This is a genomic window from Arthrobacter sp. K410C, assembly GCF_059090105.1.
The window spans coordinates 1-26,083 of sequence record NZ_JBNHFJ010000005.1 but is presented as its reverse complement, the minus strand read 5'-3'; the positions used below and the strand labels follow the sequence as shown (position 1 = coordinate 26,083).

General features: G+C 66.9%; 16 protein-coding genes and 2 tRNA genes. 7 read left to right on the top strand and 11 right to left on the bottom strand.

Going from position 1 to position 26,083, the window contains the following annotated elements; translation table 11 throughout:
• Positions 1 to 53: 53 nt before the first annotated feature.
• Together AC5RU7_RS09585 and AC5RU7_RS09580 are read right to left on the bottom strand one after the other, a co-directional pair.
• Entirely contained in the window at positions 54 to 1,508 is a 1,455-nt protein-coding gene (locus AC5RU7_RS09585) for a dihydrolipoyl dehydrogenase family protein (RefSeq protein ID WP_494052030.1), read from the bottom strand.
• Positions 1,509 to 1,638: 130 nt separating this feature from the next.
• A tRNA-Arg gene (locus AC5RU7_RS09580) sits at positions 1,639 to 1,715 on the bottom strand.
• Between the two features lie 276 nt (positions 1,716 to 1,991).
• On the opposite strand from AC5RU7_RS09580, the gene AC5RU7_RS09575 reads away from it, so the two are divergent.
• Entirely contained in the window at positions 1,992 to 3,818 is a 1,827-nt protein-coding gene (locus AC5RU7_RS09575) for a phosphoenolpyruvate carboxykinase (GTP) (protein WP_494052029.1), read from the top strand.
• 150 nt (positions 3,819 to 3,968) lie between these two features.
• Here the strand turns inward: AC5RU7_RS09575 and AC5RU7_RS09570 are convergent, their stop codons facing one another.
• The 4 genes from AC5RU7_RS09570 to AC5RU7_RS09555 all read right to left on the bottom strand — a co-directional run bounded on the left by AC5RU7_RS09570 (position 3,969) and on the right by AC5RU7_RS09555 (position 7,669).
• On the bottom strand, positions 3,969 to 5,129 hold the full coding sequence (locus AC5RU7_RS09570; RefSeq protein ID WP_494052028.1) for a globin domain-containing protein: 1,161 nt from the start codon (positions 5,127 to 5,129) through the stop codon (positions 3,969 to 3,971).
• 148 nt (positions 5,130 to 5,277) lie between these two features.
• Positions 5,278 to 5,742 (bottom strand): RrF2 family transcriptional regulator, encoded by a 465-nt coding sequence (locus AC5RU7_RS09565; protein WP_494052027.1) that lies wholly within the window; start codon positions 5,740 to 5,742, stop codon positions 5,278 to 5,280.
• 13 nt (positions 5,743 to 5,755) lie between these two features.
• Positions 5,756 to 6,244 carry a hypothetical protein gene (locus AC5RU7_RS09560; protein ID WP_494052026.1) on the bottom strand — a complete coding sequence of 163 codons (489 nt, stop codon included), beginning with the start codon at positions 6,242 to 6,244 and terminating at the stop codon, positions 5,756 to 5,758.
• A 6-nt stretch (positions 6,245 to 6,250) separates the two neighbouring features.
• Positions 6,251 to 7,669 carry a phosphomannomutase/phosphoglucomutase gene (locus AC5RU7_RS09555; RefSeq protein WP_494052025.1) on the bottom strand — a complete coding sequence of 473 codons (1,419 nt, stop codon included), beginning with the start codon at positions 7,667 to 7,669 and terminating at the stop codon, positions 6,251 to 6,253.
• A 141-nt stretch (positions 7,670 to 7,810) separates the two neighbouring features.
• On the opposite strand from AC5RU7_RS09555, the gene AC5RU7_RS09550 reads away from it, so the two are divergent.
• Positions 7,811 to 10,021: a RecQ family ATP-dependent DNA helicase gene (locus AC5RU7_RS09550; protein ID WP_494052024.1), complete on the top strand. Its 2,211-nt coding sequence runs from the start codon at positions 7,811 to 7,813 to the stop codon at positions 10,019 to 10,021.
• Here the strand turns inward: AC5RU7_RS09550 and AC5RU7_RS09545 are convergent.
• From AC5RU7_RS09545 to AC5RU7_RS09530, 4 genes are all read right to left on the bottom strand, one after another.
• Positions 9,945 to 11,426, bottom strand: coding sequence for an MFS transporter (locus AC5RU7_RS09545; RefSeq protein ID WP_494052023.1), 1,482 nt, complete (start codon positions 11,424 to 11,426; stop codon positions 9,945 to 9,947). The genes AC5RU7_RS09550 and AC5RU7_RS09545 overlap by 77 nt on opposite strands.
• A gap of 131 nt (positions 11,427 to 11,557) precedes the next feature.
• Positions 11,558 to 11,646 (bottom strand) — tRNA-Ser (locus AC5RU7_RS09540).
• Between the two features lie 104 nt (positions 11,647 to 11,750).
• A complete protein-coding gene (locus tag AC5RU7_RS09535; protein ID WP_494052022.1) occupies positions 11,751 to 12,281 on the bottom strand; it encodes a GNAT family N-acetyltransferase in 531 nt (176 codons plus the stop codon).
• A complete protein-coding gene (locus AC5RU7_RS09530; protein ID WP_494052021.1) occupies positions 12,278 to 14,536 on the bottom strand; it encodes a prolyl oligopeptidase family serine peptidase in 2,259 nt (752 codons plus the stop codon). The genes AC5RU7_RS09535 and AC5RU7_RS09530 overlap by 4 nt, the downstream gene beginning before the upstream one ends.
• Before the next feature lie 68 nt (positions 14,537 to 14,604).
• On the opposite strand from AC5RU7_RS09530, the gene AC5RU7_RS09525 reads away from it, so the two are divergent.
• The 5 genes from AC5RU7_RS09525 (at position 14,605) to AC5RU7_RS09505 (ending at position 20,855) form a co-directional block, all read left to right on the top strand.
• Positions 14,605 to 16,545, top strand: coding sequence for an FAD/NAD(P)-binding protein (locus tag AC5RU7_RS09525; protein ID WP_494052020.1), 1,941 nt, complete (start codon positions 14,605 to 14,607; stop codon positions 16,543 to 16,545).
• Between the two features lie 446 nt (positions 16,546 to 16,991).
• Positions 16,992 to 18,071 carry an ABC transporter substrate-binding protein gene (locus AC5RU7_RS09520; protein ID WP_494052019.1) on the top strand — a complete coding sequence of 360 codons (1,080 nt, stop codon included), beginning with the start codon at positions 16,992 to 16,994 and terminating at the stop codon, positions 18,069 to 18,071.
• A 2-nt stretch (positions 18,072 to 18,073) separates the two neighbouring features.
• The gene (locus tag AC5RU7_RS09515; RefSeq protein WP_494052018.1) at positions 18,074 to 18,967 is read left to right on the top strand and encodes an ABC transporter ATP-binding protein; all 894 of its coding nucleotides are present in this window, start codon (positions 18,074 to 18,076) and stop codon (positions 18,965 to 18,967) included.
• Positions 18,967 to 19,881 (top strand): ABC transporter permease, encoded by a 915-nt coding sequence (locus AC5RU7_RS09510; protein ID WP_494010749.1) that lies wholly within the window; start codon positions 18,967 to 18,969, stop codon positions 19,879 to 19,881. Before AC5RU7_RS09515 ends, AC5RU7_RS09510 begins: the two co-directional genes overlap by 1 nt.
• A 50-nt stretch (positions 19,882 to 19,931) precedes the next feature.
• The gene (locus AC5RU7_RS09505) at positions 19,932 to 20,855 is read left to right on the top strand and encodes a TauD/TfdA dioxygenase family protein (RefSeq protein WP_494010748.1); all 924 of its coding nucleotides are present in this window, start codon (positions 19,932 to 19,934) and stop codon (positions 20,853 to 20,855) included.
• A gap of 143 nt (positions 20,856 to 20,998) precedes the next feature.
• Here the strand turns inward: AC5RU7_RS09505 and AC5RU7_RS09500 are convergent, their stop codons facing one another.
• Positions 20,999 to 25,549 (bottom strand): ExeM/NucH family extracellular endonuclease, encoded by a 4,551-nt coding sequence (locus AC5RU7_RS09500; protein ID WP_494052017.1) that lies wholly within the window; start codon positions 25,547 to 25,549, stop codon positions 20,999 to 21,001.
• Between the last annotated feature and the right edge of the window lie 534 nt (positions 25,550 to 26,083).

Sequence of the window (26,083 nt, the reverse complement as noted above, 5' to 3'; positions counted from 1 at the left end):
GGAATGCGGCTGCTTCCAGCTTAACAAAACTGACCGGTCAGTTCAAATACCGCTCACAGCCCGTACTTCTCCAAAAGGCGCAACCACACCTCGCTGACGGTGGGGTAGGAGGGCACCGCGTGCCACAGGCGGTCCAGGGGAACTTCGCCCACGACGGCGATGGTTGCGGCGTGCAGCAGTTCGGCGACATCCGGGCCGGCGAAGGTGGCCCCGAGGAGGACCTTGCGGTCCTCGTCCACCACTAGCTGCGCCCAGCCCTCGTAGTTTTCGGAATGCAGTGAGGACCCGGCCACCTGGATGGGAAGCTCCACCGAGGAGGCGTTGTACCCGTCCTTGCGCGCCTTCTCCAGGGTGCGGCCCACGGAGGCCAGCTCAGGATCGGTGAAAACCACGCCGGGCACCGCGTGTGCGTTGGCCGTCTGCGCGTACCGGCTCCATTCGGCCGGTGCTCCTTTCAGTTCCCCCTTGGCGCGGGCGGCGATGGCGTCGCCGGTGGCGCGGGCCTCGTATTTACCCTGGTGCGTGTAGAGGTTTTCACCGGCGGCGTCTCCTACTGCATACAGCCACGGCTCGTCTCCGGGTGTTCCCTGGACCAGGCCTGAGGCGTCCGTGGCCAGGACAAGGTGCCCGTCCTTGTCCGGCTCGAAGCCAAGGCTTTCCAGGCCAAGCCCCTCCAGTGCGGGGTGCCGGCCGGTGGAGACCAGGACCTTGTTGGCCGTCACGGTGGTCCCGTCGGACAGCATCAGGCTGAACGTGCCGTCGTCGTTTTCGCTGATGCGCTCGGTGGCGGTGTTCAGGCGGAGTTCGACGCCGTCAGCGCGCAGCCCCGCGGCCACAAGCCGTGCGGCCTCCTCCGGAAAGTTCCGCAGCAGTCCGCTGCGCGCCACCAGTGTTACATCAGAGCCCAGGCGCGCGAATGCCTGGGCAAGTTCGGTGCCCGCAACGCCGCCGCCAAGGACAGCAAGCCGCTGCGGGACCTCCTTGGCCGACGTTGCTTCGCGGGTGCCCCACACCTGGAGGTCCTGCAGTCCCTCGATGGGGGGAGTGTTGGGCATGGAACCGGTTGCCAGGACTACCGCCTGCCGCGCCCGGAGCAGGTGCGATGTTCCATCCAGCCCGGCCACCTCCACGGTCCTGGCTGCAGTGAGCCATGCGTGGCCACGGACCAGTTCGATGCCTGCCTCCTTGACCCACGACACCTGGCCGTCGTCCTGCCAGTTGGCGGTCATGTAATCGCGGCGTTTCAGTACGGCTGCAGCATCCAGCGTGCGCGTGACGGCCTCTTTCGCGCCCGGCGTGGTCTGTGCGCCGTGCAGTGCGGTCCCAGGCCGGAGGAGTGCCTTGGACGGCATGCAGGCCCAGTAGGAGCACTCGCCGCCCACCAGTTCTGCCTCCACCAGGACTGCTGTCAATCCCCCCTGGACCACCCGGTCAGCCACGTTTTCCCCTACGGCGCCTGCGCCGATCACCACTACGTCAAATTCGCGCTCAACAGCGTCCGGCATCATGGGGAAAGCCTACGCCCGGGCGGTGACAGTAAGGGCCCTGTTTGGTGCGGCTACAGGGGGGGTGGATGCGCGGCGGGCCGGCGCTGGTTAACGCAAAAGGTCCGCACCGGCGAACCGGTGCGGACCTTGTTGGTGCGCCCAAAGGGATTCGAACCCCTGACCTTCTGTTCCGTAGACAGACGCTCTATCCAGCTGAGCTATGGGCGCATCTCGTGTCCTTGGAGAAGAACCGCTCTCCCCGAACCTCGAATTACTTTACGCGAGGTTGGCCGCCGTGCCAAATCGAAAGCCATGTAATCTGCGCAACTAGACCGGTATAGGTGACCTTCGTCACTTAATTCGCCGTTTTCCCGCTGCTTTTCCTTGAATTCTCGCGGAATCCGGTTTTTGCAGCTCCATTTGCCCGGCATCCGGCCCAAAAATGCCGGTGGTCCGGACCATAGCATTTAGCTCACACCGATGAACCCGAGGAAGGGAACCGAAATGGGCGATCTGGCGCAGAAACCGCTGCTTGATAAAGCACCCACCACACATGCCGGTCTGCTGGCATGGGTCGAAGAGGTTGCTGAGCTAACGCAGCCGGACCGCATCTACTGGGTTGACGGATCCGAAGAGGAAAACACCCGTCTCACCGATGAGCTTGTTGCAGCCGGAACCCTGACCCGGCTGAACCAGGAGCTGTTCCCCAACTCCTTCGCCGCTTTCTCGGACCCGGCTGACGTGGCACGCGTGGAGGAGCAGACGTTCATCTGCTCCGAGAACAAGCGTGACGCCGGGTTCACCAACAACTGGATGGCCCCGGCGGAGATGAAGGACAAGCTCCGCGGCCTCTTCGCAGGTTCCATGCGCGGCCGCACCATGTACGTCATCCCGTTCGTCATGGGCCACCTGGATGCAGAGGACCCGAAGTTCGGCGTCGAAATCACCGACAGCGCCTACGTTGTTGCCTCGATGCGCATCATGGCCCGCATCGGCACCGACGTCCTCAACCGCATCACCGAGACGAACGCCTTCTTCGTCCCGGCCCTGCACTCCCTGGGTGCCCCGTTGGAGGCGGGCCAGGAAGACGTGCCGTGGCCCTGCAACCCGGACAAGTGGATCGTGCACTTCCCGGAGGAGCGCTCCATCTGGTCCTTCGGCTCCGGCTACGGCGGAAACGCGCTGCTGGGCAAAAAGTGCTACGCCCTGCGCATCGCCTCCGTCATGGCCCGCGATGAGGGCTGGCTGGCCGAGCACATGCTCATCCTCAAGCTGACGTCCCCGGAACAGAAGACCTACTACGTCTCCGCGGCATTCCCCTCCGCCTGCGGCAAGACCAACCTTGCACTGCTGGATCCCACCATCAAGGGCTGGAAGGTGGAGACCCTCGGCGACGACATCACCTGGATGCGCTTCGGCAAGGAAGGCGAACTGCGTGCCGTCAACCCCGAGGCGGGCCTCTTCGGCGTTGCTCCGGGCACCGGCTGGGGCACCAACCCCAACGCCATGCGTGCCATTGCCAAGGGCAACAGCATCTTCACCAATGTTGCACTGACCGACGACGGCGGCGTGTGGTGGGAGGGCATGACCGAGGAAGTGCCGGCGCACCTGACCGACTGGCAGGGCAACTCCTGGACGCCTGAGTCGGGCAAGCCTGCCGCGCACCCCAACTCGCGCTTCTGCACCCCGATCGACCAGATCGACATGCTGGCCGAGGAATACCACAGCCCCAACGGCGTGGAACTGTCCGCCATCCTGTTCGGCGGCCGCCGCAAGACCACCATCCCGCTGGTCACCGAGGCCCGCAGCTGGTCCAACGGCATCTTCATGGGTTCCACCCTGTCCTCGGAGACCACTGCCGCGGCAGCCGGTGCGGTGGGCGTGGTCCGCCGCGACCCCATGGCCATGCTGCCCTTCATCGGTTACGACGCAGGCGACTACCTGAACCACTGGGTCAACCTGTCGGCCAAGGCAAACCCCGAGCGGCTGCCCAGGATCTTCCTGGTCAACTGGTTCCGCCGGAACTCCGAGGGCGGCTTCGCCTGGCCCGGCTTCGGCGACAACGCCCGCGTCCTCAAGTGGGCCATCGAACGCCTCGAAGGCAAGGCGGACGCCGTCGAAACCCCCATCGGTTTCGTTCCCACCGGTGACTCCATCGACCTCGAGGGCCTGGACATGACCCCGGCGCAGGTGGAGGAAGCCGTGAAGGTCGACCCCGCCGAATGGGCTGCTGAACTTGCCTCCATCGAGGAATGGTTCGCGAACTTCGGCGGCTCGCTGCCCGAAGCCCTCCAGTCCGAGCTGGCCGGCCTGAAGAAGCGTCTTTCCTAAACGGTTACAGCAGCACGACGGCGGCCCCGCACCTTTCGAGCGAAAGGTGCGGGGCCGCCGTCGTTCCGTGAAGGAGTTTTTGTCCAGATACGGCGACTTCCAGTCACTTCAAGTCGCCGTATCTGCCCAAAAAATCAGGGGCTGGGAGGCCTAGCCGGCCAGCCAGATGTCCGGGCCGAAGACCTCATAGTGGATGCTGGTGGCGGGCACCCCGGCGTCGATGGCCTCGTTGCGGATCTTCTGCATGAAGGGAAGCGGGCCGCACAAGTACAGGGACGCATTGGCGGGAAGATCCACCTCCCGCAGCGACATGAAGCCCACGCGTGCGCCTGCCTCCGGCTTTTCCAGCCACAGCTGCAGTTCGGCACTGTCCAGGCGTTCGACGTCGTCCGTCATCTGGCTGCGCAGCGCCCAGCTGTCCAAAGTGCTTTCCGCATGCAGCACCAGGACCCGCCGGTCCGTTCCGGCCTCGGCCAGCGAACGCAGGATGGAAGCCGTAGGGGTACAGCCGATACCGGCAGAGGCCAGGACAACGGGACCGGCAACCTCCTTGAGTGTGATCTCGCCGTACGGGTTGGAGATTTCGAGGATGTCGCCCACCTGCACGTCTCGGTGCAGGACCGGGGAGACCTCGCCGCCGTCGTCAAGCTTTGTGGTGAAGGTGCGGCTGGTCCCGGCGTCCGCAGACAGGGAGTACTGGCGGACCTGCCGCAGCCCTTCCGGGAGCACCACTTTAACGCTGATGTACTGGCCGGGAAGCGCCGGCGTAACGGGGGTGTCGTCCGCCGGCTCCAGGGTGAAGGTCATGGCACCGGTGCCGGCCGGAGTCTTGGCCGCCACGCGCCACGGCATCCACATCTGGTCATTGGCCTGGCTGGCGTACAACCCCTTCTCGAGCTTGATCAGGGCATCGGCCATCAGCCAGTAGACCTCAGTCCAGGCCTCGGCGATCCCAGGCGTGATGACCTCGGCGAGGTCCTCGGCGATGGCGGCGAACAGGTGCTCGTAGACCACCTGGTACTGCGGCTCCGTGATGCCCAGGGAAGCGTGCTTGTGGGCGATCCGGGACAGAACGGCTTCGGGAAGTGTGCCGGGGTTGTTCACCAGGTGGGTGGCGAACGCCGCGATACTGCCCGCCAGGGCCTGCTGCTGGTTGCCCGAACGCTGGTTGGAGCGGCTGAAAAGCCCGTCCAGCAGTTCGGGGTGAGCGGCGAAAAGGCGGGAGTAGAACTTGGGCGTGATCGCGCCGATCCGCGACCCGACCAGCGGAAGGGTGGCTTCGATGACGGGGCGGGACTTTTCCGAGAGCATGCGGACTCCTGAGATAGTGGCCGGGGCCTTCGTCCGGCCAAGTACGAATACATGCATTTCAGATGCGTGTATTCATAGCTCAAGTTCTACAACTCGTAGAAGATGAAATCAAATTGCGCGGAGATGTTGCGCCCGGCCGCAAAGAGTCTTATCCGGGGCCAGGCCGGAGTCCGGGCCGGAGGCCGATCATGTCGAAGACCGGGGCCATCTGACGCGACCCGGGCAGGTCCGCGATCACCACGGAGTCAAGCTCCCGGTAGAACGCCTCCCTGGCCCGCGCCAGCGCTGCCCGCAGCTTGCACTCATTGATGAGCGGGCAGTTGCCTGTTGCCGCCATGCATTCGGCGGGGTCGGTGCGTGTGTCAAGTTCGCGCAGGATCTGCCCCACCGTTGCCGTGCGGCCCGCGTGGCTTAGGCGTGAGCCGCCCGTCCTGCCCCGCGCTACCTCGATCAGCCCGAGGCTCCGCAGCTTTGCCATTGCCTTGCTGACATGGTTGTAGGGCGTTCCCACCGAATCCGCAATGCTCTGCGTGGTGAGCAGCTCGCCGCCGGGAACGGCGGCGAGCACCATCAGTGCCCGCAGGCTGACATCGGCGAAGGCGTTGATCTTCATGGCAGGCGGCGGTCTAGTCCACCCAGATTGCGGGTTCGTTGGTGTCGGCACCCAGTTCGCCGAATTCCCATGTGCGGGTTGCCGTGTTGGCCGCGTAGGGCAGCACGGCCGCGAAGACTGAGCCATCGCGGTGTTCGGCGGCCACGTGGATGGCGTCCGAGTCCTCCTCCACCAGCAGGATGTCGCACACGATGGCGCCAGCCCGGAAGTCATCCCTGTTCTGCCGCAGCAGGGCGTGAAGGTCGCTGATCATCGCGTCGGCATCGAAGTCCGCGTCCGAATCCTCCGCCACGTCGGCGGGGGAGACGGCAACGAGCCGTACCTCGCCGTCGTTCTGGACGGTGAGGGCGAAGGGCAGGAACCCGCCGTTGCGCTGGAGTTGTTCCTGGGCGGCGCTGACGCCCGTCCCTAGGAGGTTCTCCAGGTCAGTTGCGGTGCCGTCCGGAACAGAATCGCGCCATGCGGCCTGTCCCTCAGCTCCCGGCAGCGTCCCGTCAGCCATCGCGCCCTAGGCCCGGACGATCGACAGGACGCGGTCGCGGATGCGTTCCATGGTGCCGCGGTCCGTAGCTTCTGCATTGAGCCGGAGGAACGGTTCGGTGTTGGAGGGGCGCAGGTTGAACCAGTAGCTGCCGTCGTTGGCGGTGAAGGTGCTGCCGTCCAGGGTGTCGATGGTGAGGTCCTCGCCGGCGAAGGCGGCGCGAACCCGTTCCACGGCGGCAGGCTTGTCTTCAACTTCCGAGTTGATCTCGCCCGAGCTGACGTAGGGCTCGTATTCGCGGCCCAGCTCGGACAGCGGGCCGTCCTGCTCACCCAGGGCAGCCAGGACGTGCATGGCGGCCAGCATGCCGGTGTCCGCGTTCCAGAAATCCCGGAAGTAGAAGTGGGCCGAGTGCTCGCCGCCGAACACTGCGCCTTCCTTTGCCATGACGGCCTTGATGAAGGAGTGGCCCACGCGTGTGCGGACGGCTCGGGCGCCGTCGTGCTCCACCAGTTCGGCCACGGCGCGGGAGCAGAGGAGGTTATGGATGATCGTTGGCATGGACTCGCCCTGAGCCTTCGCGCGGGCGATCTCCCGCCGGGCCACCATGCCGGTAATGGCCGACGGCGACACGGGCTGGCCCTTCTCATCCACCACGAAGCAGCGGTCGGCGTCGCCGTCGAAGGCCAGGCCGATGTCCGCGCCGTGCTCGATAACTGCGGCCTGCAGGTCGCGGAGGTTCTCCGGCTCCAGCGGGTTGGCGGGGTGGTTGGGGAAGGAGCCATCCAGCTCGAAGTACAGCGGAATGATGTCGAACGGCAGCTTGGGAAGCAGGGTGTCGCCCAGGACCGCGGGCGTGGTGAGGCCGGCCATGCCGTTACCGGCGTCGACAACGACTTTGAGGGGGCGGGAACCTGACAGGTCCACCAGCTTGCGGAGGTATTCGGCGTAGTCCTTGAGCACGTCGCGGACACTGATCTGGCCCCGGGTGCCGGCAGCGGGAATGGAACCGGTGTTGAGGTACTGCTCAGCGAGGGTCTGGATGTCCTTGAGGCCGGTTTCGGAGGAGATGGGAACGGCGCCGGCCTTGGACATCTTGATGCCGTTGTAGCCGGCAGGGTTGTGGCTGGCGGTAAAAGTGGCGCCGGCGCGGTCCAGGAAACCGCATGCGAAGTACAGCTCATCGGTGGAGATCAGGTCCAGCAGCTCAACGTTTGCGCCGCGGGTTGCTGCCCCGGCTGCGAAGGCTTTGCTGAACTCGGGGGAGGAGGGGCGCATGTCCCCGCCCACCAGGATGGTATGCCCCTCGAGCTGCAGGACGTCCACGAACGCGGCCCCCACGGCTTCGACGATTTCGGCGGTGATGGTCTCGCCCACGATCCCACGGACGTCGTAGGCCTTGAAGGATGCCGAGAGATCAAAAGTCGTTGTCTGTTCGCTAGTCACGGGCTTTATCTTACGATGGCGTGGAAGGTGCCTGTGGAGGAGGGGTGGCGGCAGCCCATGTGACGGCCGGGTCTTTGGGCCGGTTTCCACATATAAGTCCGCCATGTGCCCGCTGTCGGAGGTGGCTGGGATACTGAATCAATGGTCGATAACCAGCACGCCGCCGCCCTGATAGACACGCCACCAACTTCCGGTACAGCATCCAACGGCCCCGTCCCTGCCTCCGCCACCCACCAGCAGGCACTAGAGGTCCTCCGGGAGCTGGTGGGCCACCCCGAGGCCGGTTTCCACGAAGGGCAGTTTGAAGCCATTGAGGCGCTGGTCGACGGCGGGCGGCGGGCTTTGGTGGTCCAGCGCACCGGCTGGGGAAAGTCGGCCGTGTACTTCGTGGCGTCCCTGCTTCTCCGGCGCCGGGGTGCGGGGCCCACACTCATTGTCTCGCCCCTGCTTGCCCTGATGCGGGACCAGGTGGCCGCAGCGGCAAGGGCAGGCGTCCGCGCCGTGGCCATCAACTCGGCCAACCAGCTTGAGTGGGACACGGTCCGTGAGCAGCTGGCAACGGACCAGGTCGACGTCCTGCTCGTCTCCCCGGAACGCCTCACCAACCCTTCCTTCCGGGAAAACCAGCTGCCCGAACTGATCGGGCGCACCGGCCTGCTCGTCATCGATGAAGCACACTGCATCTCCGACTGGGGGCATGACTTCCGCCCGGACTACCGCAGGATTGCGGACCTGATCACCCGGCTGCCGGAGTCGGTCCCCGTGCTGGCCACCACCGCTACCGCCAACTCCCGAGTGGTGCACGATATTGAGGAACAGCTCGGGGCAGGCGTCCTGACCATCCGCGGCGCGCTGGGCCGGGACTCGCTACGGCTCGGCGTCCTGTCTTTGCCGGACTCCAAACAGCGCCTGGGTTGGCTCCTGACCCACCTGTCCGATCTTCCCGGCAGCGGCATCATCTACACGCTGACGGTCTCCGCCGCGGAGGACACCGCCCGCCTGCTGGTGGAGGCAGGGCACGAGGTCCTGGCCTATACGGGACGCACCGATCCGGCAGACCGTGAACGAGCCGAACAGCTGCTCAAGGACAACCAGGTCAAGGCCCTCGTGGCCACATCCGCGCTGGGCATGGGATTCGACAAGCCCGACCTGGGCTTCGTGGTCCACCTGGGCGCGCCTTCCTCGCCGGTGGCGTACTACCAGCAGGTTGGACGTGCCGGCCGTGGTGCCGCCAACGCCGACGTCCTCCTGCTTCCGGGCTCCGAGGACCGGGAAATCTGGCAATACTTTGCCACCGCCTCCATGCCCTCCGAGGAAAAGGCGGCCGCTGTCCTCACAGCGTTGGCGGAGGCCGGGACTGCGCTGTCCACGGTGGCCCTCGAAGCGCGGGTGGACCTGCGCCGCACCCCGCTGGAGCTGTTGCTCAAGGTCCTGTCCGTGGACGGGGCCGTCGAACGGGTAGGGGGAGGCTGGCGGTCCACGGGACAACCATGGGTCTACGATGCGGAGCGCTACCAGCGGATTGCCGAGGCCCGGGTGGACGAGCAGGACTCCATGGTGATCTACCAGGACACCGCGGGCTGCCGGATGGAGTACATCACCTCCGTCCTTGACGATGAAACGGCGCACCCCTGCGGCCGGTGCGACAACTGCGCCGGGCGCTGGTTCCCGGCAGACGTGGCGGAGGATGCCACCGCTGCCGCAGGCCAGACCTTGAGCAGGGCGGGCGGTGTCCTGGAGGCACGCTTGCAGTGGCCCAGCGGCATGGACCGCCTGGGCGTTCCGGTGAAGGGAAAGCTGAAGCCCGCCGAAGGACTCGCGGAGGGACGCGTCCTGGCCCGCCTGACGGATCTCGGCTGGGGCGGCGCGCTGCGGGAGCTGTTCGCTGCCGGTGCCCAGGACCGGCCCGTGGATCCCGGGATGCTGCAGGCCTGCGTGCAGGTCCTGCGGGAATGGGGCGCCGGCGATTCAAGCACCCCGGGCTGGAGCGGTGCGGGCAGGCCCGCCGCCATCGTGAGCATCCCGTCACGGAGCAAGCCGCAGCTGGTGGGCTCCCTGGCCCGGGGAATCTCGGAGATCGGCCGGATTCCCTACCTCGGCGAGCTGCAGCTGGCCCACGGCGGCCCCACCGGGAGCCGCGGCGGCAACAGCGCCTACCGGCTGGCCGGGGTGTGGGACCGACTGGCCGCCGGACCGGAGCTTGAAGCAGCGCTGGCAGCAGTCCAGGGGCAGAGCGTGATGCTGATCGACGACCTCGCGGACAGTAGGTGGACGCTCACGGTCGCGGGCCGCGCTCTTCGGCAGGCCGGGGCCGGCGCGGTTCTTCCACTGGTACTTGCCCAGGCCGGCTGACTTCCGCACCCGCGTGCCGGGGCAGCAGGAGGCTGTCCAGGGTGCTGGCGAGCATCAGGGCGGCCATGGCCAGGAAGGCGCCGCGGAACGGGCCGGCCGGGTCCGCAGATCCCGCCGGCAGTCCGGAGAAGATCCGGATTAGCAGTGCCGCCACGGCGATGCCCGCGCCGGTGGCGAGCTGCACAAGGGTGGCGGAGACCGTGTTCGCTGACGTCAGCTGGGCCGGCACGATGTCTGCGTATTGCACCGAGGCGTAGGCCGAGAAACCGATGGACCGGAACGCGCCGCTGCAGACCAGCAGGGCGAATGTCAGCGCCTGGGGTGTTTCGGACGTGAGGAAGGCGCAGGCGGCGAAGGTAGCGGCGGACGCGAGGGAAGCGAAGACCAGCATTGCCTTGAAGCCGAAGCGGCGGATCAGCGGGGTGGTGGCCGGCTTGATACCGATGTTGCCGATGAAGACCGCCGCCACCATGATGCCCGCGTGGATGGGGGACCAGCCGAATCCTGTCTGGAACATCAGTGGCAGCAGGAAGGGTACGGAGCTGATGGTCAGACGGTAGACGAACCCGCCTGTGGCCATGGCGCGGAACGTCCGCGTGCGGAACACCTTCAGGTCGAACAGTGGGTTCCTTGCCTTGCGCATCCACAGCACGGCGGCCGCGAGGCAGAGGGCTCCGGCGGCTGCGCTGATCCCGGCCCAGGGGGTGTCGGGGTGGGCGCTGGCCAGTTCGAGGCCGGTCACCAGTGCGCCGACGCCCAAGGTGGTGAGGATAAGCCCGGGCCAGTCCAGGCGGCGGCCCGGGTCTCCGCTGGTGCCGGGCACCAGGCGCAGCGCTGCGATCAGGGCGGCGGCGCCGAGCGGAAGGTTGATCAGGAAGATCCAGTGCCAGGACAGATAGGTGGTGAGTGCGCCGCCCACCAGGGGAGCGAGGACCGGAGCCAGGAGTCCGGGCCACACCAGGAAGGCGGTGGCCCGCAACAGTTCGGCTTTGGGAGTCCCGCGCAGGACCACCAGCGTTCCGACCGGCACCATCATGGCTCCGCCGGCGCCCTGGGCGATGCGGCTCAAAGTCAGGGTGGTGAGGTCCTGGCTCAGCGCGCAGGCAAGCGAGGCGGCGGTGAAGACGGCGATGGCGAGGCAGAACACCCGGCGGGCTCCGAAGCGTTCGGCCAGCCAGCCGCTGATCGGAATGCCCACCGCCACCGTCAGCAGATAGGCCGTCATGGTGATGTTTACGTCGGCTGCCGGAACGCCGAAGTCGGCGGAAATGTTGGGGATGGCGGTGGTCAGGACCGTGCCGTCCAGGAATTCCATGAAGAACGTTGCCGCCACCAGGAGCGCCAGGCGCGGATTCCACACCTGCCCGGTGCTTCCGCTTCCGTCCACCTGAGTACTCGCTGCCATTCGTTTATGGTGCCATCGGGAGTAGCCTGCAGCAGTGCGGCGTCCGGTCCCCGGACAGCCCCGGCCAGGCCCCGGGAACGCAAAGCACCCTGGAACGCAAAAGGCCCCGGTCCAGGGACCGGGGCCAAACGCGGAGACGGGGGGATTTGAACCCCCGGTCGAGTTTAACCCCGACCCTTCATTAGCAGTGAAGTCCATTCGGCCGCTCTGGCACGTCTCCAATTGCTATTCCTAGCCCACCAAGGATACGCAGATCCGGGCACCCAGTGCAAAACGCCGGGGAGCAGGCACAACGCCAACAGGCATGCTGTGCAACAGCGGAACTCAGGCGGCGGCTTGCGCGGGCCGCACCATCCGGATCTCGCGCAGGTTCTCCCACTCGGCCAGGACATCCTCGGCGCCGTCAGGTTGGAAGCCGAACCGGCGGTAGAAACCGATGGCACGGCTGTTGTCGGCCGCCACCCACAAGCTGGCCGCTTCATTTCCAAGTGCCGTTTCCAGCAACCGCCGGCCCAGTCCCAGGCCCTGGTGCGAGGCCAGCAGGTACAGTCCCCACAGCTGGAAGTCTCCGGAGGCCGGCGGTGGATGCCCTTGCGGGGAACCCGGGGCGGGATCCCACCGGACACCCGCGAATCCGACCACTGTCCCGTCGTCGCACGCCACCCACGCCGCCGCGGGCTCGGGACGGTCCAGCAACATCCGCCACAACTCCAGCCGGTTGGCCGGATCCACCCCGGACAGGAAGGCGTCGGAGAGCATCCCGCGGTACGTTTCCCGCCAGCAGCGGATGTGCACCTCGGCCAGCGCCTCCACGTCGGCGGCGACGGCCCGCCGCACCGACAATCCCGGCGTCACGACAACCCGCCCGCCAGCGCCTTCCACAGGAAATGCTGGCTGCGTGCTTGCAGCGCGGCGGCTTGCCGGTTGTCGGACGCACCGGCGTGGCCGCCCTCCAGGGCTTCATGGAACCAGACGTTCGGGATGCCCATGGCCAGCATGCGTGCTGCCATCTTCCGGGCCTGGACAGGCCCCACCCGGTCATCGGAGGTGGCGGTCCAGATGAACGTTTCGGGGTACTCCACCCCGTCCCGGAGCAGGTGGTAGGGGGAGAAGGTCCTGATGTACTCCCACTGCTCCGGCATATCCGGGTCGCCGTACTCCGCGATCCAGGAGTGGCCGGCGGACAGTTTGGTGTAGCGCCGCATGTCCAGCAGGGGCACACCGCAGGAGACGGCGCCGAACAGTTCCGGGTAACGGGTGAGCATGTTCCCCACCAGCAGCCCGCCGTTGGAACCGCCCACGCAGCCCAGCCGCTCGCGGGATGTGACCCCGCGGCTGATGAGGTCCCGGGCCACGGCCGCGAAGTCCTGATACGCCTTGTGCCGGTTCTCCTTGAGGGCGGCCCGGTGCCAGGACGGACCGTATTCGCCGCCGCCGCGGATGTTGGCCACCACGTAGACCCCGCCACGCGAATGCCCGTCGCCGCGGCCGGCGGGGCCCGCGGTCCGGCGCTCCAGCCACGCCCTGCCCACGGTGCCGCTGTAGGCAGGCGTCCGGGAGATTTCGAACCCGCCATAGCCCGACAGCTGTGTGGGGTTCTGGCCGTCCAGTGGCAGGTTCCGGGCGGACACCTGGAAATAGGGGACGCGTGTTCCATCCTCGGACACGGCGAAATGCTGCTGCACTTCGTACTCGCTGTCCGCAAAGAACGACGGCGATGCCTTCACCACCGCGTGCCGGCTTACCACGCCGGGCTGCCCGCCGTCGTCGTGGTTGCGTTCCAGGGTTCCCCGCATCAGCGTGCTGGGGGTGGTGAACCCGGTGGCGACGAGCCAGAAATCGTCGCCCGCACCCCCGTCGGCCGCAGTTTCGTCCTCATCGTCCACGGCGTAGGCGTTGACGTCGTGCAGGGGCGGGCACGCATCCAGGGGAGTGGACGCCCAGGCGCCCGCAGCGCTGTCGGCACCTGCCGCGGGGCAGGACGGGTCGAGGACCCGGATTTCGGACGAGACGTCACGAAGGAGATTCAGCAGCAGGAAGTTGCGCGTCCAACTCCAGGACTGCAGCGAGGTGCGGGCATCCGGCGTGAACAGGACGGACACGCGGCGGCTGCCGGCCAGGTAGTCCTCGAACGCCGCGGCCAGCAGCGATCCGGCCGGATAGGTGGTGCCGGCCAGGATCCAGTCCTGCTGCGGGCGGAACAGCAGCCACTCGCGGTGCGCGCTGACGTTGACGTCGGTGGGGACGTCGATCGCCACCCATTCCCCCTCGCGGAGCACCAGGTTGGTGCGGTTGAAGAAGTCGATGTAGTCCACGGCGAACGTGCGTTCAAAGCCGGGGGTGGAATCGTGGGCCACCACTGCCATCATGTGGTCTTCGGGGACCTCAAAGAGCCGGGGAGCGGACGCGAGGCTGGTGCCGCGCCTGAGGGTTACCGCGGTCCGGGCATAGGAGGACGCCGTCCTGGGCAGCCCTTCAGCCGTGGAGGCGACCAGCAGCGTGTCCGCGTCCAGCCATGACACGTTGCCCTTGGCAGTGGGTAGGTCGAAGCCGCCCCGCGCGGGGTCCACGAAGGAGCGGGTCTCGACGTCGAATTCGCGGTAGCGGTTGGCGTCGCCGCCGTCGGGGGAGAGCGCCAGGAGAGCCAGGCGGTAGGGGTCGCCGGCCGCCGGCCGGAGGAACGTGGCTCCGTGGAACACCCACTCCTCGCCTTCGGCGGCGGACAGCGCGTCCACGTCCAGCAGGACGTCCCACTCGGGGGAGGCAGTGCAGTAGCTTTCCCAGGTGGTCCGGCGCCACAGGCCCTTGGGGTTCTGCTGGTCCTTCCAGAAGTTGTAGTACCAGTCGCCGCGCTTACCCACCATGGCGATGCGGTCCGTGGAGTCGAGGACTTCCAGGATGCTGCCCTCAAGCGCCGCATAGTCCGCGTCCTCGAGCAGGTCCTCCGTGCGGGAGTTCTGCTCCTTGACCCATGCAAGCTGCTCTTCGCCGTAGATGTCCTCGAGCCACACGTTTTCGTCGATGGGCTCCGGCGCGGTGCCCGCAGGCGCGCTCCCGTGGCTGGCCCCGGAACCCGGAACGGACGCTGAATCAGCTGCAGTGGTGGTCATTCGCCCATCCAAACAACATCGGCGCCGGCGGGCAAGGCGTTCAGCTGGCAGCGGATAGTCTGGATGCCGTGGAAAATACGCAGAGCATCCGGGCCGCCATCATTGGTGCCGGCCCCCGCGGCACCAGCGTGCTGGAACGCCTGCTCGCGCACTCCGCCGCCCGCCGCGCCAATGACGGCGGGGCCCTCCGGCTCCACATCGACGTCGTGGATCCCTACCCGGCCGGGCCGGGGCATGTCTGGCAGCCGCAGCAGTCGCGGCTGTTCCTGATGAACACCCAGTCCTTCTACCCCACGCTCATTCCGGAGGACCCGTCGCTTCCGGCGCCGCTGGCAGGCACCTCGTTCGACAGGTGGCGGGAGCGGCAGCAGCGCAACCCACTGCCGTCCCTGACCGCGGACGAGCGCGCGGAACTCGCGGTGCTGCAATCCAATGACTTTCCCAGCCGCGCCCTGTACGGCAGGTACCTGCGCTCCACCCTGGAGGACCTGCTGGACAACGCGCCCGACGGCGTCACCGTCCAGTTCCACGAAACGTCCGCCTTGTCGGTGCGCCCCGCAGGGGACGGAACGTTCAACGTCGGCCTGGCCACCGGGGAGACGCTCCGCACCGGCTCCGTGGTGCTCGCGCTGGGCCACATCCCGTCCAGGCTCAATCCCGAACAGCGCGAGCTGCAGGCAGCGGCGGAGCAACTGGGACTGCAGTACCTGCCCCCGGCGGCACCCGCCGACGTGGACTGGTCCCGGATCCCTGCCGGCGAACCCGTCCTGGTCCGCGGCATGGGGTTGAACTTCTTCGACACGATGGTGCAGCTCACCGAGGGCCGCGGCGGAAAGTTCGTATCCGGCGGCGGACGGCTGGAGTATGAACCGTCAGGCCAGGAGCCGCTGATCATCGCGGCCTCCCGGCGCGGTACCCCGTACCGCGCCAAGGCGGCGCTGGAAGGCTACTATCCGGCGTCGGTCACCCTCCGCTACCTCACCGAGGCGGCGCTGGAGCGGTTCCGCAGGGCCGGCATCCGGCCCGGGTTCGACCACGACCTGTGGCCGCTGCTGCACCGCGACACCCTTTGGGCCTACTACTCCACGCTGGTCCGCTCGCAGCCCGCCGCCGTCCCGGACAGGGCTGCCTTCCTTGCCGCCCTCGAAGAAGCGCTGCACCCGCACGCGCATTCGGCGGCCAACTGGGAGGACAGCGTGGAGAGCGTGCTGGCAGTCCATGTGGGACCGCGGCACAGGCTGGACCTTCCCGCGCTCGCGGCACCCCTGGCAGGAAGGACGTTTGGTTCGCGGAGGGAACTCGACGCCGCCGTGGTGGAATACCTGCTGGACGATGCCCGCCGCTCAGCCCTGGGCGAGGACGACCCCGTCAAGATGGCCATCGGCGCCCTGCACCACGGGCGGGCCGTCCTCAAGACCGCAGTGGCCGACGGCGGCATCACCGAGGCGTCCTGGGTGGCCGGACTGCGTGGCTGGTTTGAGTCCTTCGTTGAGGGCCTTGCCAGCGGGCCCCCGGCCCTGCGCTCCGAGCAGCTGGCCGCGCTGGCCCGGGCCGGAATTGTCAGCTTTGTGGGCCCGGACCCGAAGTTCGGCGTTGACCGCAGGACCCGGATGTTCACCGCGTCCTCACCCTGGGTGGACGGTCCGCCAGCCGCCGCGCGCTCCATGGTGGAAGCCCTGGCCCCCGGCAACAGGGTCTCGGCCAACGACTCACCACTCCTCGGGCAGCTGCTGGGTGACGGCGCGGTCCGGCCCCGCCTGATGATGACCGCCGAGGGTGCGCCCGTCCAGTCCACCGGCCTGGACGTGGTGCCGCACCCGTACCGGCCGGTGGCGGCAAACGGCGCCGTCACTGAGGGCATCTATGTCCTGGGCCTTCAGCTCTCCTCCAACCAGTGGGGGACGGCCATCGCCGCCGAGGCTGCCCACCCCGGGTACCCGGTCTACCGGAGCGGCCAGCGGACCCTCCGCGACGCCGACGAGATAGCCGCCGCCATCCTCGGCCGCTGACCGCCGCCCCTCCCGGGAACCGCTGCCGTGTAACAAAAGGCGCTGCACCACGAGAAATATCCGGGACGGATTTCCCACCGGCAGGCCTGCCATGCAGCGCATGACTTGACGACGGCGGCACAGGCAGGTCCGCTTCATGGCCGTGATGGGTGCCAGGCCCCCGCACGTACCGGCCCCGTATGTCACCAGGCGTAGCGACGTGACCCTCCTTTACCCGGCACGGTGGCCCAACGTTGCCGCCGGTTAACCCCCGGGTAGGAGTGTTGCACCGTGCGTCCACGGCCTTCCCCGGGAGACGTTTTGGGGCCGATCATGACCCGGGAAAACCTGAAATTTCCTGCCGTTTCCCGCCGTGAAGGCCCCCCTTCTGCTTCGGATTCCGCTCTGTTCTAGTGGTTGCCACGAGCCAGCCGGCCCGGACCCAACCGACTGCAGAAAGACCCCCGATGAAAAACCGACTCCTGCCCGCAAGACGAATCACCGCCGCAGGCAAGGCAGCCGCAGTGGCCGCCGCCGCGGCACTGTCGCTGGTGCTGTCCGGGTGCGGCGGCAGCGCCACCGCGGAATCGGCGGGAAGCGGCGGCACCGAAGTGAAGACCGTCCGTTACCAGGGCTCACCCAACACCGTCTCCCTGCTGGAGGTGGCCGAGGACCTGGGGTACCTCGGCGACGTCAAGCTCCAGTGGGTCAGCAACACCACCAGCGGCCCGCAGAGCATCCAGTCCGTTGCCACGGACCAGACGGACATCGGCGGCGCATTCACCGGAGCGGTGATCAAGCTGATCGAAGCAGGCGCCCCCGTCCAGGCCGTCATCAACTACTACGGCGAGGACAAGGACACGTTCACCGGGTACTACGTGGAGGAAGGCAGCCCCATCACCAGCGCCCGCGACCTGATCGGCAAGAAGATCGCGGTGAACACCCTGGGCGCCCACCATGAGGCAGTCATCACCACGCACCTGAAGAACAGCGGACTGTCACCCGAGGAAATCAAGCAGGTCCAGCTGGTGGTGGTGCCGCCCAACGAAACCGAGGTGGCCCTGCGCAAGAAGCAGGTGGATGTGGGCACCCTGGGCGGGGTGCTCCAGGACCGGGCGCTCGCCGAGGGCGGCATCCGGGCCCTGTTTACCGACGTCGGGGTCATTGGGGGGCCGTTCGACGCCGGCCAGTACGTCCTGCGCAAGGACTTCCTGGCAAAGAACCCGGAGACCAGCCGCACGCTGGTGACCGGCGTGGCTAAGGCAATCGAGTGGGAACGCAACACACCCCGTGAACAGGTCATTGCCAAATTTGAGGAGATCATCGCCAAGCGCGGACGGAACGAAAGCACCGAGGTGCTCAAGTACTGGAAGAGCGTGGGAGTGGCCTCACCCGGCGGGCGCATCTCGGATAACGACTTCACCCGCTGGTCCGATTACCTGAAGTCCGCAGGGATCATCAGCGGCGGCCTGGACACGGCAAAGCTCTACACCAACGAATTCAACCAGTTGGAGACAACCGCTCCGGCTGCACAGTCCAAGGGATAACCATGACCTCCAAAATCAGCCTTCAACACGTCACCAAGGAGTTCGCCGTCCGGCAGGGAAGGAACAGCCGGGGCAGGAGAATCCGCAGCCAGCCGGAGGCCGCCGTCCTGACCGCCCTGGATGCCCTCAGCCTGGACGTGGCAGCCGGTGAATTCCTCACACTGGTGGGGCCCAGCGGTTCCGGCAAGACCACCCTCCTGGACCTGCTGGCCGGCCTGTCCCGTCCCACGTCCGGAAAAGTCCTGGTGGATGGAAAGGAAGTCACCGGGCCGGGCCAGGACCGCGCCGTCGTGTTCCAGCAGTACGCCCTCTTTCCCTGGCGGACTGCGTCAGCGAACGTCTCGATCGGCCTTGAGAACCGCGGGCTGTCCCGGAAGGACCGGGCGGCGACGGCAAGCAAGTACCTGGACCTGGTGGGCCTGGCCGGGTTCGAGGACCGGTATCCGCATGAACTGTCCGGCGGTATGAAGCAGCGCGTGGCCATTGCCAGGAGCCTCGCCTATGAGCCGGACGTCCTCCTGATGGACGAGCCCTTTGCGGCGCTGGACGCCCAGACCCGTGAGCAGCTTCAGGACGAGCTCCTGAGGATCTGGCAGGCGACGGGGAAAACCATCGTCTTCATCACGCACGGGATTGACGAGGCGGTATATCTCGGCCAGCGGGTGGCGGTGTTGAGCGCCAGGCCCGGCAGGCTCAAGGAAATCGTGGACATCAACATTCCGGACCGCGGGGGCGAGGCGGATCTCCGCTCCCACCCTGCGTTCGTGGAGCACCGCCACCAGGTATGGTCCCTGCTGCACGACGAAGTCCGGCTGGCCCAGGACTCGGGCCACCGCAAGATCCTCCCGGACGGAACGGCCCCCGATGAACACCCCCTCGAAGGGAACGCCGCCTGATGAGCACCGTCCTAAGCCGGCCCCCACAGGGGAGCGCCGCCGTCGAACCCGCACCGCATCCCGCCGAACTGCCGGCGGCCCCCTCCCATCCAGCCCGCAGTGAACGCCCGACGGCGGCACGAAGGTTGGGTGCCGCAGCGAACCTGGCCACACGCACGGCCTGGAAGTCGCTGGCAGTCCTGCTGTTCCTGGCGCTGTGGGAGTTTGGTCCCCAATACTTCGCGGGCCCGTCCACCCGAGTGTTCCTCCCGCCGCTGCACGAAGTCCTCGCGGCGGGGGCCAGGCTGGTGGAAACCGGGCAGCTGCGGAACCACCTGCAGGCCAGCCTCACCCGCTCCGTTTCCGGGTTCGGGATGGCGGTGGTGTCCGCCGTTGCCCTGGGGCTGCTGATCGCCTGGTACGGCTGGTTGAACTCGTTCCTGAACCCGCTTTTGGAACTCTTCCGCAACACCGCAACCCTCGCCCTGCTGCCGGTCTTCACGCTCCTGCTGGGCATCGGGGAGGAATCCAAGATCACCATCGTGGCCTACGCCGCGTTCTTCCCGGTGCTGCTCAATACGATCGCCGGTGTCCGCACGGTGGACCCGCTGCTGGTCCGCGCGGCCAGGTCCCTGGGGCTGAACAGCTTCCGGCTCTTCCAGAAAGTCATCCTTCCATCGGCGGTGCCCACCATCTTCACTGGGATCCGGATGGCCGGCACCTCCTCGATCCTGGTGCTGATTGCCGCGGAAATGGTGGGTGCAAAGGCCGGGCTCGGATACCTGATCGTCAATTCCCAGATGAGCTTCCTCATCCCGGACATGTACGCAGGCATCCTCACCGTCTCCGTGCTGGGCCTTCTCGTCAACATCCTGCTGGTGGCACTGGAACGCCACTTCTCCCGCTGGCGCACCGCCGTCGGCTCCGGCAACTGACCTTCCCCGTCCCAAACCCGACAACACTGACACTGAAAAGGACACCGACCATGACCACCATTACCGAAACCAGGCTCGAATTCACGAAGCTCGGGTCCCGTATCGGCGCCGAAATCCGTGGCCTGGACCTGGGCGCGGAGCTCAGCCCTGGCACAGTGGCCCAGATCCGCGAAGCCCTCAACGTCCATAAGGCCCTGGTGTTCCGGAAGGCGAACATCCGCACCGACGAGGACCAGGTCCGGTTCGCAAGCTACTTCGGCCCGCTCACCAAGGCGCACCCCACCGTTGCCTCCGTCGATGGCAAACCGGCCGTCCTGCCGGTGGACAGCGAAAACGGCAGCGCCAACAACTGGCACACCGATGTCACGTTCGTGGTGAACCCGCCGCAGGCATCAACGCTGCGCAGCATCACGCTGCCGGCGTACGGCGGTGAAACGCTCATCGCCTCCTCGGCGGGGGCTTACCGCGACCTGCCCGAGGAGCTGCGGAACTTCGCCGATACCCTCTGGGCCATCCACACCAACGACTACGACTACTCCGTTCCCAAGAACCTGGAACACGCGAATGCGGAGGAGCGGCGCAAGGAATTCACCAGGATCCACTTCGAAACCGCCCACCCCGTGGTCCGCGTCCACCCGCTGACCGGGGAGCGCGGGCTCTTCATCGGCGGCTTCGCGCAGCGGCTGCGGATCGTGGGGCTGTCCAACACCGAGTCCAGGGACATCCTCCGCCTGCTGCAGGCCTACGTCACCCGGCCGGAAAACGTGGTCCGGGTGAACTGGGAACCTGGCCAGCTGGTGCTCTTCGACAACCGGATCACCCAGCACTACGCCCCGGACAACTACGATGGCCAGCCGCGGAAGCTGAACCGGGTGACCATTGCGGGGGATGTCCCGGTGGGCGTGGACGGCCGCAGCAGCACCGCAATCAGGGGGGATTCATCCACCTACTCGGAAACTGTGGTCCTCCCCTAGACCCCGGAGTTTTTGTCCAGATATGGCGGGATAACCTGCCCGGAAGTCACCATATCTGGACAAAAACTCCCAGCAGAATGCGCCCCACGTTCGGGTCCGGAAGTCCGGGACCAACGCGGGGCGCTTTCTTGTTTAGCCAGGCATCAGCCGCGCAGGCACTGCTGGTACTGGAGCCAGGTAATGCCGTAACGGATCCAGCCCAGGACGTCGTACCACTGGGCGGGTTTGGCCGGAGCGGTGCATACCGGCGGGACGGGACCTTCAGTGGCCACCTGCACGCCGACCTTCACCACGGTGCCGGACTCGGCGGCGGTCAGCACCAGGGTTCCGGTGCCGGCTGCCGCGCGTGCGGGGACGGCCAGGTTCACAGAAGCCGACCCGGAAGCGACCGGCACGGCGCCAAGGTCTGTCACCACACCGGCGGAATCGGTGAACACCACCGCCAGGGAGGTGTTGGCCGGGCTGCCCAGCGACGTCAGGTCCAGCTTGGAAACCGTCAGCGTGACGGGTTCGCCCGGCTTGACCTCTGCGGGAGTGCTGTTCGTGACGGCCACGGAGCGGCGGGCGAAGTCCGGCGATACCGGACTGCTCTCCTGCAGGTAGCTGATCCACGCGTCCCGGTCCACCAGCCCGGAGTCACGGGTGTTGGCGCCTTCGGTGAAGATCCGGAAGTTGTCCCCGCCGGTGGCCAGGAAGCTGAACGTGCCCACCCGGTAGGACTTCGCCGGGTCCAGCAGTTCCCCGTTGACCCGGACCGACGTGATGCGGTCACCGGCAGCGCGGGCGGCGTCGAAGGTGTAGTTCACGTTCTTCGACAGGCCCAGCTGGATGTAGGCGCGGCTGGGAACCGTGCCGTCCGCATTGGTCTGCCACTGCTGTTCCAGCAGCGTCTTGAACTGTGCACCGGTCAGGGACGTGGTCCAGAGGTTGTTCACGAACGGCAGCACCGCGTTGGCCTCGGCGTAGGTGATGGTGCCGTCCGGGGCGTAGTAGAGCTCGTTCCGCAGTCCGCCGGCGTTGACCACGCCGATTTCCGCGCCGCCCAGTTCGGCCGGCTGCAGGGAAGCAAGCAGCGAGTCGGCCACGAGGTTGCCGAGGGTGGACTCGCTCGAGCGGTCGTCCCGCTTTGGCGTACCAGTGGCGTCAGTCGTGAACGCCGTGGTGATGTCAGCGGTGACGGAACCGACCGGCTCGTTGCCGATCACGGCAGCGTCGGCCAGGGCTTTCTGGACTATGGCGTCGACGGCGGCGACCCGCGGGTAGGCGGCGATCAGGCCGGCGGCGGGATCGGTGGTCCGCTTGACGTTGCTGCCCTTGGACGCCGTCACCTCTCTCGTGGCGGTGTCCACTGTCAGCTGGATGTGGCCCACGTTCTCGCCGTAGTTGCCGGTCTGCACGATGGGACGGGTCTTGCCCTCGACGCCAGGAACGCGGGCGTCCCAGGCGTATTCCTTGTGCGTGTGGCCGGTGAAGATCGCATCCACGTCGGCGGACGTTTCGGTGACCAGCTTGGCGAAGGGGCCGCCCGCTGCCACTTCCTCCGCCAGGGTTGAACCTTCCAACACACCCGAGCCGGCGCCGTCGTGGTTTTCCACGATGATGACGTCGGCCAGGTTCTCCGCGGTGATCCTGGCGGCTGCCCGGTTGATGGCATCCACCGGGTCCCCGAACTCAAGGTCTGCGATGCCGGCCGGGGTCACCAGGGAGGGGACCTCCTGGGTGACGGTGCCGATGACGGCCACCTTGACGCCGTTCATGTCCAGCACGGTGAACTCCGGCAACACCGGCTCAGTGGTGCCCTTGCGGTAAACGTTGGCGCCAAGGTAGGGGAACTTCGCATTGGCGCCGCCGGCGATGACGCGGTCGCGCAGGTCCGTCCATCCGCCGTCGAACTCGTGGTTGCCCACGGCCGATGCCTGCAGTTCCAACGCGTTCAGCACGTCGATGGTGGGCTGGTCCTTCGCAACAGCGGAGGCGAACAGCGACGCACCGATGTTGTCGCCGGCGGAGAGGAACGCCGTGGCGCCAGGGGCGGCAGCGGCACGGAGCTTCTCGATGGTTCCGGCGAACTGGACGGTGTTGGCGTCGATCCTGCCGTGGAAGTCGTTGATCCCCAGGAAGTTCAGGTCAACGGTGGCAGGAGTGGAACCCAGGTCCAGGCCCACCACCACTGGATCGTGGTCGCTGGCACGGAACTGGTCCGGGGCGTAGTAGTTGGTGATGTTGTAGTTGTGGCGGCTGTATTCCAGGGCCACGGACTCCACCGAGTTGATGTTCCAGATGTCGGCCCCGGACACCACGGCATCGGCGGCGGGGGAAGCCAGGATGTGGTCCAGGGAGCCCACCATCCCGCCAAAGAGGTAGGAATGCTTGGCCGAGCCGTCGGCGTTCCGGGCTTTTTCGTCCTGGTTGACGTAGCCGGCGGACGTGAGGACGTTGATCGGGTCCTCCTTGGCGTAGGCGTTGAAATCACCGATCAGGAACACCTTGTCCGTGCCCTTGCTGCCCTGCAGGGACGCGGCAAAGTCCAGCAACGACTTGGCCTGGGCCGTGCGCGCCAGGTTTGAGGCGCCCTGGCCCTGGTCCGTGTCCTCCGGCGTTGCTGCCGAACCCTTGGACTTGAAATGGTTGGCGATGGCAATGAACTCGGTGCCGGCGGCACCGCCGGCGGGTTTGAACACCTGCGCCAGCGGCTTGCGGGCTGAGGCGAAGGCAACGGTGTCATTGTGAATGATGGACTCGCCCACCGGCTCGGCCGCGGCCTTCTTGAAGATGAAGGCGGTGCGGATCATGTCTTCGTCGCTCAGCGGCGGGGCATTGGCCGGCGAACGGACGTAATCCCAGACCCCGGGTGTGGCGACGTTCAGCGCGTCCACCAGCCGGGCCAGGGCGTCGTCGCGGTTTTTGCCGAACTGCGCGGAGTTCTCGATCTCCATCAGGGTGACTACGTCGGCGCCGGCCTTGGTGATGGCGGAAACGAGCTTGTCCTGCTGCCGCTGGAAGTTTTCCGGATTGGCTGCGCCGCGGGCGTTGCAGCCGCCCCGGACGGTGACGGGGTTCCCGTCGCGGTCCGTGTTGTAGGTGCAGCCGGTGAGCTGGTCGCCTGTTGTGGGGAAGTAGTTGAGGACGTTGAACGAGGCAATCTTCAGGTTGCCGCCCACCGGCCGGGGTGCCTCGGTGCGGGTGGCGCCGAACGTGGCCGGCTGGACCGTGGCCGCATTCGCGGGGGTCAGGTGGGTGAGCGGCTGGAACTTCCAGGCGTTGTTGGCGTAGCCCAGGACTACGTTCGTGGTGAACGTCGCCGGCGAACCCACCCGCACCGGATCGGTGCCCGTCAGATATGGCAGGGGCAGGGCCTTGTTGGCGCTGCTGCCGAGGAAGTTGGTGCTGGCGCCGTCGTCGAGCTTGATGCCCCGTGCGGCGTTTTCCTGGAAAACGGCGGCATGTTCGGCAGTGCCGTACGGAGCCACCGCGGTGGGCTGGACCAGGGGAGTGGTGCCGCCGGCCAGGCCGATCTCGCCGTACTGGTTCAGGCTGTAGTTGTCAGTGACCGTCAGCGGACCCTGGGGTGCCAGGAGCATTCCTTCCAGGGACTCGCGGAAGGCTTCGTTTGCGGGCAGGGTGAAGGCGGTGGGCTTCACCTCCGGGGCGGCCTCGGCCAGCTTGGTGAGCCCGGCGGCTGCGTCAACGTTGAGCTGCGTCATCCCGTAGTACTCAGCCACTGTGCCTGTCAGGCGGACGAAGTCGCCGGGCTGCACGGAACCCGCGGTGGCGGGGGAATAGACGAAGATCCCGTCCGATGCGGCGTGGTTGGTGGCCGTGAGGTCACCGCCGGTGCCGGCCGTCTGGATGTAGTAGCCGTTCAGGCCGCCGGTGGGGAACACGGCGGTGACCTTGCCCGTGGTGGTTACCGTGGCACCCGCCAGCGGGCTCTGGGTACCGGTGCCCTGGATTTCGGCAATGGTGGCCAGGGCAGGGTTTGGCGTGGGTTCCGGACCAGGTGCGGGATCCGAGTCCTGGGCTGCACCGCCAGAGGATGTGGGCGTGATGGTGGCGCTGAGGGCGAAGTCCGCGGCGTTGTTGTTGCTGTCCGCTCCGGCTGCCCTGTTCAGGCTTTTGACGTCGGTGTTGCCCGAGGGGGCGGTGGCAGCAAGCGTTTCAAAGGTGTTGGACGCGCCGTAGCCAAGGAGGTCGGCCACGCGGGCGGGCTCCACCTGGGAGCCGGTGGAAAGCGCGACGGCGGTGGGCTGCTTGGCGAGCACCACCGTTCCGGCGCTGCCGCTCGGGTTAAGGACACCTGCCACCAGGTCCGGGGCGGGGAGATCGGCGCCGTTGGAGCCGTTGCTGCCGCCCTGTACCAGGTAGTGCCCCTTGGCCGGGATGGACCCGGACAAGGCAGCCACGCCCGAAGGCGCAGATGTCCCGGTGGCGGAGCGGTACTGCAGGGACCAGCCGTCCAGCGAGACCGGGGCCTCTGATGTGTTGTACAGCTCCACGAACTTGTTCTTATAGGCAGCGCCGCTGCTGCCGCCGCTGAGGTAGGCCTCGTTGATGACAACGGGAGAGCCCCCGGCCGCGCCTGAGACCTCCGCGGCCGGATCGTGTGCAACGGCGGGAAGGGCTGCCAGGGGAGCTGCGATGAGCCCCGCGGACAAAGCTGTTCCCAGCGCCAGTTTCCAAGGTGTTTGATGCATCCGCTCTTACTTTCATAAGGATGTCCCCGGTAGGGGACCCGATGGGAAGTGTCCGGGTTGTACCAACGGACAAGTGGCCCGGACCCGGCTCCTGGTCAAGTGGGTATTTCCGGCACATCACAACAGAGCTGAATGAACGCCAAGTGGCTAGGGCGTGCATTCGGCGGGACGTCCCCCAGCGGAACGGACCGCCCACCGGCCTGGAGCCCCCGTAGCCTGGTTCCGGTGATGCTGCTGGTGGTTTATGGCCGGACCGTACCCCCACATGTGCCGGCCATCACCAAAGAATACCGGCCGGTAGCTTTGGTGGAAGGGCGCGGCGGCGGATTTGTCCAAAGAATTTACATGTCCTCCATCAAGCGCCACGGAAGCCGCAGGGAGTCCGGGCCGGCGGCGGTGGAGGGCAAAACCAAGGGCCCCTGCCGGCCAGCGGACTGTGAACTGCTCCCCGGGAGTTGGACTGAGAAATTCAGTTCCGACTCCCGGGGAGCAGTTTTATGCGTGCGTCTAGTTCGTTGTCTGAGGATCAGCGCG